The 12753-nt window shown below is 46.6% G+C and carries 10 protein-coding genes; 1 reads left to right on the forward strand and 9 read right to left on the reverse strand.

Going from position 1 to position 12753, the window contains the following annotated elements:
* Positions 1-19: 19 nt before the first annotated feature.
* The 4 genes from WH96_RS19165 to WH96_RS19180 form a co-directional block, all read right to left on the reverse strand.
* Positions 20-1693 (reverse strand): bifunctional protein tyrosine phosphatase family protein/NAD(P)/FAD-dependent oxidoreductase, encoded by a 1674-nt coding sequence (locus WH96_RS19165; RefSeq protein WP_047765850.1) that lies wholly within the window; start codon positions 1691-1693, stop codon positions 20-22.
* Between the two features lie 126 nt (positions 1694-1819).
* Positions 1820-2701: an MBL fold metallo-hydrolase gene (locus WH96_RS19170; RefSeq protein WP_082130593.1), complete on the reverse strand. Its 882-nt coding sequence runs from the start codon at positions 2699-2701 to the stop codon at positions 1820-1822.
* Positions 2702-2959: 258 nt separating this feature from the next.
* Positions 2960-3175 (reverse strand): YgaP family membrane protein, encoded by a 216-nt coding sequence (locus WH96_RS19175; protein ID WP_047765851.1) that lies wholly within the window; start codon positions 3173-3175, stop codon positions 2960-2962.
* A gap of 86 nt (positions 3176-3261) precedes the next feature.
* Positions 3262-3948, reverse strand: coding sequence for a Crp/Fnr family transcriptional regulator (locus WH96_RS19180; RefSeq protein ID WP_047765852.1), 687 nt, complete (start codon positions 3946-3948; stop codon positions 3262-3264).
* A gap of 419 nt (positions 3949-4367) precedes the next feature.
* Between WH96_RS19180 and WH96_RS19185 the strand changes: the two genes are divergently transcribed.
* Positions 4368-5252 carry a DMT family transporter gene (locus WH96_RS19185; RefSeq protein WP_047765902.1) on the forward strand — a complete coding sequence of 295 codons (885 nt, stop codon included), beginning with the start codon at positions 4368-4370 and terminating at the stop codon, positions 5250-5252.
* A gap of 250 nt (positions 5253-5502) precedes the next feature.
* On the opposite strand, the gene ppdK is transcribed toward WH96_RS19185, so the two are convergent.
* From ppdK to WH96_RS19210, 5 genes are all read right to left on the reverse strand, one after another.
* Positions 5503-8163, reverse strand: coding sequence for a pyruvate, phosphate dikinase (ppdK, locus tag WH96_RS19190; protein WP_047765853.1), 2661 nt, complete (start codon positions 8161-8163; stop codon positions 5503-5505).
* Between the two features lie 8 nt (positions 8164-8171).
* Complete coding sequence (gene glyS, locus WH96_RS19195) at positions 8172-10253, reverse strand: glycine--tRNA ligase subunit beta (RefSeq protein ID WP_047765854.1); 2082 nt, start codon at positions 10251-10253, stop codon at positions 8172-8174.
* Between the two features lie 4 nt (positions 10254-10257).
* The gene (locus WH96_RS19200) at positions 10258-11310 is read right to left on the reverse strand and encodes a glycine--tRNA ligase subunit alpha (RefSeq protein WP_218045098.1); all 1053 of its coding nucleotides are present in this window, start codon (positions 11308-11310) and stop codon (positions 10258-10260) included.
* A gap of 107 nt (positions 11311-11417) precedes the next feature.
* Positions 11418-11681, reverse strand: coding sequence for a hypothetical protein (locus WH96_RS19205; RefSeq protein ID WP_047765855.1), 264 nt, complete (start codon positions 11679-11681; stop codon positions 11418-11420).
* 113 nt (positions 11682-11794) lie between these two features.
* Complete coding sequence (locus WH96_RS19210) at positions 11795-12691, reverse strand: S49 family peptidase (protein ID WP_053006147.1); 897 nt, start codon at positions 12689-12691, stop codon at positions 11795-11797.
* Positions 12692-12753 lie beyond the last annotated feature (62 nt).

Here is a 12753-nt window from a genome sequence, read left to right on the forward strand (position 1 = left end):
CTGGAACCGCAGATATTTTTTATTCAACAATTAGCTTTTGTGGTTTCGCCAACCATTCTCTACCACGTAACATCCCCTTCCAATAAACAGGCGGTAACATCTTTTCTTTCAAAAGCCACGCCATACGGGTTGGTTGTGTGCCATCTAAAAGCATCTTTGGAAAACTGGGCAACAGAACACCGCCGTACCCAAACTCGGCAAGGATAACTTTCCCGCGTTCAACAGTAAGTGGGCATGAACCGTAACCGTTATATTGAGCAACTGGCGCTTTACCATTCATGTCTGCTACCACATTTTCGGCAACAATTGGTGCTTGAATGCGCGCCGCGGCTGCTGTTTTGGCATTTGGTGCATTCATAACATCCCCAAGAGACCAGATATTCTCAAAGGTTTTGTGGCGCAAAGTGGTCTGATCAACATCAACCCATCCCTTCGCGTCAGCGAGTGGTGAAACACGAATAAAATCAGGTGCTGTCTGTGGCGGGCAAACATGTATCATGTCGAAGTCTACCTCGACTCGCCTGACTGGCGTATCCGGCTTTGAAACATCAAACCATGCTTTTTGTGCGGTACCATCAACGGCGACAAGATTATAAAAAAAGTTTAACGTCGCATCGTATTTCTGCACATAACGTTCAAGTGCTGGTACATAATCCTTAACTCCAAACAATACGCCGCCAGCGTTATTAAAATGAATATCGATATTGTTCAGGACGTTGCGGCGCAACCATGCGTCGGCGGACAGATACATTGCCTTTTGTGGAGCACCTGCGCATTTTATTGGCATCGGAGGTTGCGTAAAAATCACCCTGCCTTCCGACATTTTCTGTACAAGCTCCCAGGTATAGGGCGCAAGATCGTAACGATAGTTTGATGTAACACCATTTTTTCCAAGTGTTTCGACAAGTCCGTCAATTTTGTTCCAATCAAGCTTGATGCCCGGACAAACAATCAAACGTTTATATTTGACGACGCGACAACCATCCAAAATAATAACATCGTCTTTGGGCTCAAAAGCGGCAACAGCAGCCTTAATCCATTGGACACCTTTTGGGATTAGAGATCCCATGGTTTTCGCAGTTTCGTGCGCATCGAAAATGCCCCCGCCAACCATAGTCCACCCCGGTTGGTAATAATGAATATCAGCAGGATCTATGATGGCAATTTCAAGCTCTGGCTGCCGTGCTTTCAAGCTTGCAGCAACAGCGACACCCGCGGCACCCGCCCCAACAATAACCACTTCAAAACTAGCATCAGCATGATCTATTGGTGTCTTGCCACCATTTGTAAGCCGTCGGACAACGCCCCCCATATCATATCCAGCTGTTTTAGCTGCGGATAAAATATCAGGCACAGACATTTTATCAGCCTGACTTAGCGACCAGAGTGTCGCAGATCGTGTCCCGCTTCGACAATATGCCATGACAGGTTTTGGCAATTCACGCATAGCGATACTAAAGCCAATAGTATCCTCATTCGACACCTTACCCGCAGTCACGGGAAGATAACGTATTTCCAACCCGTACTTCTCTGCTTCAGACGCAATTTCATTAAACGTTGGTTGATCTGCACCTTCTCCATCCGGGCGATTACAGATAATTGAACGAAATCCTAATTCAGCAAGCTGTTCCACGTCTTCTAATACAATCTGCGGGCTCACAGACAACTTGTCCGAAATGCTTTTTACATCCATATCATCTATTCCTCTTTCCAATGAAGTTTAGCCTCAGACAATCGTCAAACATTAACAAGAACGAATATCTATTGATCTCAATAATTCTGAGTATTGATTTTCTAGCAGATCTCTCGCCTTAGCTAATCACAAGGCATTCACCGGTACTTTAAGCATCAGATTGCCATCAGGATCTGAGGGAAGTTCACCTGCCCGCATATTTACTTGTAAAGAAGGCAGTATAAGTTTTGGCACATCTAGTTGAGCATCCCGTGCAGTACGAAATTTAATAAATTCTTCCCGTGTCTTTCCGAGGCCAACATGGATATTTTTTTGTTTCTGCTCTGCGACAGTGGTTTCCCATTGAATTTCTCGATCATTTGGTCCGTAGTCATGACACATAAAAAGGCGCATTTCGTCAGGTAAACTCAGCACTTTTTGAATACTGTCATAAAGCTTCCCAGCATCTCCACCAGGAAAATCAGCACGGGCTGAGCCACTGTCCGGCATAAACAAAGTATCACCTGTAAAAGTCGCGTTCCCCATGACATGGGCCATACAGGCCGGAGTATGGCCGGGGGTGTAAATTGCAAAGCATTCCATCTGTCCTACCTTGTAGCGATCACCATCTTTAAACAAAGCATCAAACTGTGAACCATCACGTTGAAACTCTGTGCCTTCATTGAAAATTTTACCAAAGGTCTCTTGAACAAGCATTATCTTGTCGCCAACACCAACCTTACCCCCGAGCTCTGCTTGAATATATGGGGCCGCACTAAGATGGTCAGCATGTACATGGGTCTCAATAATCCAGTCCAGCGTCAGACCACGCTCTTTCACTTCGTTAATCAGAACGTTTGCATGATCATAAGAAATACGACCTGCGGCATAATTAATATCCAACACACTGTCCACAATTGCACAGCAGTCACTAGATGGATCTTTGATGATATAGCTGATTGTATTTGTCGCCTCATCAAAATGAGCCGATACATCAGGGACCGTTCGCATTTCTACGGGATATGGCATGAAAGTTTCCTCTTTTCAGGAAGCGTCAATTGTTCTGTGATAAAATTAAATGAATTACGACCTTGATTTCAGATCAACGGGCCAAACAACAGCCCTTCAAAACAGGCCGGCAAGTTTCGATAAAGCTTGTAACATCAGTTTTGTACTATGATCAGACAGTGCGCCCTGCCTCAACATATCAAATTAAGCAGTCAACACACCATTTACATTGAACATGGACATTACCCAACAGATAACAAAAATGACGAAGTATATTGCTCAGCACGACTTACAGGTTCGAATACCCAATATCGAATAAAGGGGGCATATTCGAATAAGAGATACCAAAAGCATCACAACCCCAAGCGAAACAGACGTATATGTCATCCAAGTCGTATCAAAATAGGAAAGGCCACTGACAAAAGGACTTGTAATCAAAATCAGAGCAAAGATCAGACGAATTGCCTGATCAAGCGAGCCAATATTTCTTGTCATTATTTATTCTCCTTCAAAGCTATATTCAAAATAAAGCTTTAGAGGAAACACATCAGTGACTAAGTCACCAAAAGTTTGAAAATTTTCTATTCGTTTTTGTCTGCAAGAATTATCAATTCATTACGCATGAGGATCATAACTGTACCTCGAGCCTGTTCTACCCAGCCCCGTCGTTGAAATTCCTGCAACTGACGCGATATAACTTCACGGGCAGTACCAAGCTCAATAGACAGCTTTTGATGCGTGGTGTTAATACTATCTTTGCCTTCAGACAGCTCGATAAGTTTCTGAGCGAGCCGGACATCAATACGTTGAAAAGCAACCTCATCAACCATCAGAAAAAGATCCGTAATGCGTTTGGAAAATGCGGCAAAAACAAAATTTCGAAACCCATGAGACTGAGCAACAAGTTCATCAAATAACTGTCGGGGTATCGCAGCTGCCCTTATATTAGTTTCAGCAATTCCCTCTGCAGAATAATCGTCATAAGCAAGAAGACATGCCGTCGTCAGGACACAACTTTCCCCGGCATGAATGCGGTAGAGCACGATTTCTCTTCCTGTATCAGATATTTGTTGTACGCGCACAGACCCATCTAGCAGAAAGAGCATATTTTCTGGTGATTTTCCTGGACCAAAAATAACGCTATTTTCCTTTACAGACAAAACACTACTACGCTTTAACAAAAGTTCTTTCGTCTGGACATCAAGCTGGGAAAGGCCAGGAAACTGTTCAACCCATTCCACGGTATCTGAATCACGAATTATTTGCATGTTAACTGACCACCTGTGTATTTGCAGTTTGCAAAGGCGCGATCAGATCCATTGATTGTCACGACGATCCTCCCCTTCCCAAATGTATAAACAATCTTCAAAACATGAAGGTTAATCCCTTTTCGAATTTTGACAACATCACCAACACGAATAAGGTTTGTTTTTTTTCAAAGCTACTAATTGAAAATAAAAGAATACATAATTCCTATAGCTTGTCAGCGTCATGACCTCTCCGCTGATCAGTCATTCACGATAAAAATCATAATTGTTATACTAGTTTACAAAACAAAAATTGCATATTTTAAAAGCAAATTACCTAATTTAAATCATGGCCTACCAATAAATTCACTTTGGCTATATCCATCTGTATTTTTGCTTGATAATGTGAAGGGCACTCTCCTTTTATGGATCACCCCATCATGACGATAAGCAAAAAACCTCTGTGGTTAATACTCGCGCCTGTTGCCTTCACATTTCTGTGGGCTGGGGGATATGGCGTTGCCAAAGTAGGACTTCAATATGCTGAGCCAATGACGCTGCTTTCCATGCGCTTTTCATTTGTCGTGATTTTGCTGGTGCCGTTCTATTTTTTTTTCAAGCCTTCCCTGCCCCAACGGGCCGCTGATTGGCTTCATCTGATTGTTGTCGGCGTTCTGGTACAGGCGGTCTATTTTGGCTTTTGCTGGTGGGCGTTCAGATCTGGCGTATCTGCTGGTGTTTTGGCTATTTTCATGTCTTTACAGCCGATACTTGTCGCAATACTGGCCCCCAGGCTTGCTCGGGAAAAAGTCAGTTGGCTTCGCTGGCTTGGCCTACTACTTGGCCTCACAGGGGTTTTAATTGTGATCGTGGCCAGATCGGATATAGAGCCTCCGACCCTGATCGGCGTTAGTTTCAGCGTGCTTGGATTACTGGGAATTACCAGTGGTGTGCTCTATGAAAAACGCTTTGGTGGCGGTTACCACCCAATTGTTGCCAACATGGTCCAGTATGCAGCAGGATTTGCAGTCGTCGCCCCCATTGCCTTGACCTTTGAGACTATGCAGGTCAACTGGACTGTCGAATTCTTTGCCGCCCTCGGTTATCTGGCAATTGGCAACTCAATCCTGGCCATGAGCTTGTTGCTCGCCATGATACGCGCTGGCGAAGTATCCCGGGTATCATCACTAATGTTCCTTGTTCCGCCACTTGCCGCACTATTCGGGTGGTTGCTCCTGGGCGAAGAAATGCCCCTGTTTGCCTGGGGTGGAATGGCCATCGCTGCCATAGGAGTAGTTATCGTTTCCAGAAATAGAACCGTCTAATTTCTTATTGCTTTTTCCCTGCCGTCCTGAGAACGGCTTTAAATGCATCAAGATAAAGCTTATCCAGTTCACCGTTTTTACGAAGGAACTCAATGTACGGGAACAAGGTCTGCATGGCGTTTGTGGAGGTAATGGAACAAAGATATGACCCGCCCTGAAATACGGTGACGTTTTTTTAAGAACGGGACAGTCCAAACAAAAAAGGTGACCGAAGCCACCCTTTTATATAACTGCTTCTTATAGAGCAGTGTTACTTTTTAATCGCGGCTTGTGCTGCGGCAAGGCGAGCGATTGGCACGCGGAATGGAGAACAGGAAACGTAGTTCAATCCAACCTTCTGGCAGAAATTGATGGACGCCGGATCTCCGCCGTGTTCACCACAAATACCAAGTTTGATATCACTACGCGTTTTCCGTCCACGTTCTGCAGCGATCTCAACCAGCTCACCGACACCTTCCTGATCCAGAGAGATGAACGGATCTTGTTCAATGATGCCGTTACGCTCGTAAGCACCAAGGAAATTCCCCGCATCATCACGAGACAAACCAAAGGTTGTTTGCGTCAAATCATTGGTTCCGAATGAGAAGAACTCAGCTTCTTCCGCAATATCCGCAGCACGTAGTGCCGCACGTGGAAGCTCAATCATCGTACCAACAAGATATTTCATCTCGACACCTTCGGCAGCCATAACTTCTTTGGCAACACGATCAACAAGCGCCTTGAGGATCTCAAGCTCTTTCTTCATGCCAACCAGCGGGATCATCACTTCTGGTTCAACAGTCTGACCTTCGGATTTTGAAACCTGTGCTGCAGCTTCAAAAATTGCCCTAGCCTGCATTTCATAAATCTCAGGATAGGAAATACCTAAACGACAGCCACGGTGCCCAAGCATCGGGTTTGTTTCCGACATCTTTGCAGCACGCGCATGCAGCTTTTCAATCGGCACGCCAGCAGCATCCGCAACGTCCTGCATCTCTTCCGTCCCGTGAGGCAGAAATTCATGCAGAGGCGGATCAAGCAAACGAATTGTTACCGGTAATCCCGCCATAATTTTGAAGATCTCGACAAAATCTTCACGCTGCATCGGCAAGATTTTATCCAGTGCTTTACGACGCCCTGTTTCATCATCAGACAGGATCATTTCACGCACAGCAACAATACGGTCCGCATCAAAGAACATGTGTTCAGTACGGCAAAGCCCAATACCTTCCGCGCCAAAACTGCGCGCAGTGCGGCAATCATTCGGTGTCTCGGCGTTGGTGCGTACCTTCATCGTCCGGATCTTGTCTGCCCATTCCATAAGGGTCGAGAAATTACCAGACATTTCCGGTTGAATTGTTGGAATTTCCCCCAACATAACTTCACCATTACTACCGTCAATGGTGATGATATCACCGGCCCTCAGTTCTTCACCCCGAACAATCATGGTTTCGTTTTTGTAATCCATGCGCAGATCGCCCGCACCGGACACACACGGACGGCCCATACCACGCGCCACCACAGCCGCGTGAGACGTCATCCCGCCACGAGAGGTCAGAATACCTTTGGCAGCGTGCATACCGTGAATATCTTCCGGTGATGTTTCTGTCCGACAAAGGATAACGCCCTTACCGGATTGTGCCATTTTTTCGGCTTCATCAGCAGAGAATACAATTTGGCCGGAGGCCGCACCAGGTGAAGCCGGTAAGCCATGGCCAATCACATTACGATCAGCATCGGGGTCAAGTGTCGGGTGCAACAACTGATCAAGCGCAGCAGGTTCAACACGACCAACTGCTTCTTCTTTTGTGATCAGACCTTCGGCAACCATATCAACCGCAATCTGAAGAGCAGCAGCCGTTGTACGCTTACCTGCACGGGTTTGTAGCATAAAGAGCTTGTTGGACTGAACGGTGAATTCAATGTCCTGCATATCGCGATAATGCTTTTCCAGAATATGACGCGTTTCATCAAGCTGCTTGAACACCTCTGGCATTGTTTCTTCCATGGATGGAAGGTCAGAGTTCTGTTCTTCTTTGCCTTTGATCGTCAGGTTTTGCGGTGTACGGATCCCCGCAACCACATCTTCGCCTTGGGCATTGATCAGGTACTCACCATAGAAAGCATTTTCACCTGTCGAAGGATTACGAGTAAAGGCAACCCCGGTAGAACAGTCATCGCCCATGTTACCAAAGACCATAGCCTGTACATTGACCGCCGTTCCCCACGCTGCGGGGATGTCGTTCAGTTTACGATAGGTTGTTGCACGAGCGTTCATCCATGAACCGAATACTGCAGATACCGCACCCCAAAGCTGTTCTTTCGGGTCCTGCGGGAAAGGCTGACCGTATTCTTCTTCAACAATCTTCTTGTATTGGACAATAATTCCCTTCCAGTCTTCGGCTGAAAGTTCTGTATCCAGAATTAGTCCGTTATCTTCTTTGTGCAATTCCAGGATTTCTTCGAAGAAGTGGTGATCAACTTCGAGAACAACATCACTGTACATCTGGATAAAGCGACGATAGCTGTCATAGGCGAAACGCTCGTCACCTGATACCTTGGCAAGACCTTCGACAGTAATATCGTTAAGGCCAAGGTTGAGGACCGTGTCCATCATGCCCGGCATGGAAGCGCGTGCGCCGGAACGAACGGAGACAAGCAGAGGGTTCGCGTTGTCTCCAAACTTAACACCGACAATATCTTCTATTTGGCCAAGGGCTTCATCAACCTGACCAGCAAGATCATCCGGATAGTTTCGATCATTATCATAATAGGCCGTACAGACTTCGGTGGAGATGGTAAAACCGGGCGGGACCGGAAGCCCCAGCGATGACATCTCGGCAAGGTTAGCCCCCTTGCCGCCGAGTAGTTCCTTCATGTCGGCTTTGCCGTCAGCCTTGCCATTACCGAAACTGTAGACCCATTTGGTCATTTTCTCATCTATCCTTCTATTCGTGAGAAGTCTGCAACCTGCCCCAGGATCACACCAATCCGAGATAACAAGCACAGACGGTTTTTTCGTAAAGCCGGATCATCATCGTTCACCGTTACCTTATCAAAAAACGCGTCCATCGGAGGACGAAGTCCGGCAAGTGCCGCCATCGCCTCGGTGAAATCTTCACGTTCCAGTGCCTTTGTGGCTTCCTGGGAAGCTCCTTGCAGAGCTTCCTGCAACGCCTGTTCTTCAGGCTGTTGCAGCAACACGGTATCGACTGTCGCATCGAATACCGTTTTATCTTTTTTCTCTTCGATCCGAACAATGTTCGCTGCCCGACGGTAAGCTGCCAACAAGTTGGCCCCGTCATCGGTTTTCAGCAATCCGGCAAGAGCATCAACACGGGCGAGTAAACGAACCAAATCGTCTTCATCCCCAAGGGCGAAAACGGCTGTGATCAGATCGTGACGAACACCTTTATCTTTCAATGCGACCTTTAGACGATCGGCAATAAAAGTCATCAAACCGTCAATGGTTTTATCTTCAGATTCCGTCAATTGGCCTGTGTAGGCCGAGAAGCTTGCTGCGAATGCTTGGCGCAAACTAATCTGCAAGCTGTTTTCTGTAATCAGACGAATAATGCTAAGTGCAGCACGACGCAGGGCAAAAGGATCTTTCGACCCCGTCGGCAACTCATCAATGCCGAAGAAGCCAACCAACGTATCAATTTTATCAGCAAGGGCAACCGCCACTGAAATTGGTGCAGAAGGACAACGATCGGACGGTCCAAGTGGAGAATAGTGGTCTGCAATCGCTTCGGCAACAAGGGGACTCTCCCCGTCATGCAGAGCATAATAACGGCCCATGATGCCCTGTAGTTCAGGGAATTCATAAACCATACCAGTGGTTAAATCAGCCTTGGCCAATTCTGCGGCGCGACGTGCATAAACAGGATTACACCCTGTTTGCTCGGCCAAATCACTGGCAAGAACGGAAACACGACCCATTTTATTGGCAACCGTACCAAGCTTGGCTTGGAAGACAATTGTTTCCAACGCATCAACACGACTTTCCAGCTTGTCTTTTTTATCCTGATCCCAGAAAAACTCTGCATCGGAAAGGCGGGATGCCAGAACGCGCTCATTACCGGAAATGATCGTTTGACCACCATCAACGGTTTCGGTGTTGGCTGCAAAAACAAAGTGGTTCGCAAGCTTCCCATCACCATCAAGAACAGAAAAATACTTCTGATGCTCTTTCATAGATGTGGATAGCACTTCATGTGGCACAGACATAAAGCGGTCGGCAATTTGGCCCATCAACAGAACAGGCCATTCCACCAGACCAGTCACTTCATTCAGAAGTCCCTGATCATCTTTTAGGGTCAAGCCTTCGGCAACACACAACTCTTTAGCTTGCGTTTCGATCAGATCACGACGTTCGCTTTCATCCACAAGAACCTTGGCAAGGCGAAGCTTGTGAAGGTAATCATCCAGATTTTTAACCTCGAACCAATCCGGCGCCAAAAAGCGGTGACCCCGAGTTTTGTTACCAAAGTTCAGTGTCTGGTTGCCAAAATCAAAGGAACCCTTGAGGGTTTCGCCTTTGAAGATAGCCAAAATAGAATGCAGTGGGCGCACCCAACGGAAAGAGTTTTTTGACCATTTCATGGACTTGGGCCAAGGAAAACTCTTGATTGTTTCCACAACAATCTCGGCAAGAACTTCGGTGGTATTCCGTCCCTTGATTTCATTAACCACAAAGTAGAAATCACCCTTGGGCGTATTTCTTACTTCAGCTTGATCAATAGATACAAGGCTATTGGCCTTCATAAAGCCTTCGAGTGCCTTTTCATTCGCGCCGACTTTTGGGCCTTTTTTCTCTTCACTTACATCAGGTTGTTTTTCAGGCAAACCGTCGATAACCAGCGCCAAACGGCGTGGAGTCACAAATGAGCGCGCATCAACATAAACAAGGCCTGCTGCCTTTAGTTGATCACTGACAATTTTCTTAAGATCGGCCGCAGCCTTAGCCTGCATACGCGCCGGGATTTCTTCCGAGTGAAGTTCAAGTAGAAATTCGGACATACCTTTACGCCTCTTCCTGCTGGGTTTTATTCCAGGCTTCGCAACATGCTTTTGCCAACTCACGTACACGGCCAATATAGGCTTGGCGTTCCGTCACGGAGATTACACCGCGAGCATCAAGCAAGTTAAAGAGGTGACTGGCTTTCATACATTGATCATAGGCAGGCAGAGGCAAGAGATTGCCTTTCGCCTTACCGTTTTTCTCGGCATTGGCTTCACCGAACTTCAAGATCCGTGCACATTCAGCTTCGGCATCTTCAAAATGGCGGAACAATTCGTCTGTTGAAGCAATTTCAAAATTGAAGGTAGAGAATTCTACTTCGTTCTGATGGAAAACATCACCATAGGTTTTCCCGCCTTCTTCGGCCGGAACCCCGTCCCAATCCAGGTCATAGACGTTCTCTACACCCTGTACATACATAAAGAGGCGTTCAAGACCGTATGTCAGTTCCAAAGGAACCGGATTACATTCAATGCCACCAACCTGTTGAAAATAGGTAAACTGGCTGACTTCCATGCCATCACACCAAACTTCCCAACCAAGTCCCCAGGCCCCCAATGTCGGGCTTTCCCAGTCATCTTCGACAAAACGAAGGTCGTGTTTTGTTGAATCAATGCCAATGGCATCCAGCGACCCCAGATAAAGCTCCTGCGAGTTGGCAGGAGAAGGCTTCATGATGACCTGAAACTGGTAATAGTGCTGCAGACGGTTTGGGTTATCCCCATAACGACCATCAGCCGGACGACGACAGGGTTGCACATAGGCTGCGCGCCAAGTATCCGGGCCCAAAGACCGAAGTGTTGTTGCCGGATGGAACGTCCCTGCCCCGACTTCCAAATCATAGGGCTGAAGAATAACGCACCCCTGGCGGGCCCAATAATCCTGAAGTTTGAGAATGAGGCGTTGCACACACTTTTCAGGGTCAACTATGACCTTGGTTTTCGCCTTGGCTTTCACAGAAGCTTGAGCCGGGCTTTTAAGATCAACGGAATTTACGCCGACCTTAACATCGTCAGAATTAGTTACGTCGGACTTTTTTGCGTCAGACTGGGACATATCGTTATTTGTCATTTTGCTGCAGTGCGAAATTTGAATGAACTTATAATGACCAGCATTTGGAATCAACAGCCACAATGCCGGAGTCGAGATATTTTTTGTCGCTTCTAGCCGTTACCACCGCAAGAGCATTTGCTTTTGGCAGGGATATAGGCCTTGCAAGCCGGACACTGAACCATGTCCAGCGATCCGTTATCATCTTGATTTTCTTGGCTTTGGCTTGGCGTACGTCCGGTGTTTTGCCCCATGTTTTTCTTACCGCCATTACGACGAGACTGCTCACGTCGTCCTGCTGCTTTGAAAAACAGATAAACCCCGGCAATAACCAATCCGAGTATCAGCAACTTACCTATAGAGGGTATTCCGAACATACTATCCTAACCATACCGCGCATCGCGGCTTTTTCTTCATGGGGAATCCAAGATCAAATTATCCCGGATTCCATTCTCGTTAACCAAGCCAAAATCCCAGAGGCTATTAAAACTTAAAGGCCGTAACGGTCCCAGTGAGCACGCTCTTCGACAGCAGCCATCATACCACCAGCAATATCAGCGGCATTCACGCCCCCCAAACCAGCAAGTCCGGCACCTTTTAAAAGAGCATCGCCACCGCCCAGACCCAATTTTGCTTTGAGCCAGCTGCGTTTGCCTTCGACTTTGATGAGTTTAACCTTCTCACCATATTCAAAACGCATGATCTGGTGCATTGATCCCAAGCCATCAATCAAACCGTATTCTTTCGCTGTAACGCCCGTCCAGAACTCGCCGGAAAAAATCTCTTTTTCATCAGCTTTGAGCTTACCGGTTCTGCGTCCACGAACCCAATCCATAAAGTTCTCATGGATTTGAGTCAGAATACCTTTGAGACGCTTCACGTCTTTCGGATTTTCTTTCTCAAAGGGATCAAGTGTGGATTTCAGATCACCAGAAGTGCGAACCCGTCGTTCGATACCATGTTTTTTGATCAACTCAGGAAAACCAAAGCCAGAGGAAATCACCCCGATGGATCCAATCACGGAAGATTCCATCGCATAAATTTCATCAGCTGCACAGGCCAACCAGTATCCACCAGAAGCAGCAACATCTTCACAGAAAGCATAAACCTTAACTTCATGTTTATCTGCAAGATCCCGGATTAAACGACCGATCAAATCAGATTGTACGGGGGATCCACCTGGCGAATTAATCGACAAGGCCACAGCCTTGATATCATCCATCTTAAAAGCTTCGGTCAATTGATCTTCAACTGACGCAAGTGTAAGACCTGATCGCATTGGACCTGCCGCTCCAATCACGCCATTAAGCGCGACCACAGCAACCTTTGCAGGTGGGTTGCGAAAACATTCGATAGGAAGTTTAGCTAACAGCTTTTTAAGCTTCATAATGTGCCTTATTAAAATTGTTCCAAAAACTTGTAACTGTTGAAAAGAAATCCCACAACCAT

It is taken from the genome of Kiloniella spongiae, from assembly GCF_001026905.1.
Taxonomy (GTDB): Bacteria; Pseudomonadota; Alphaproteobacteria; order Kiloniellales; family Kiloniellaceae; genus Kiloniella; species Kiloniella spongiae.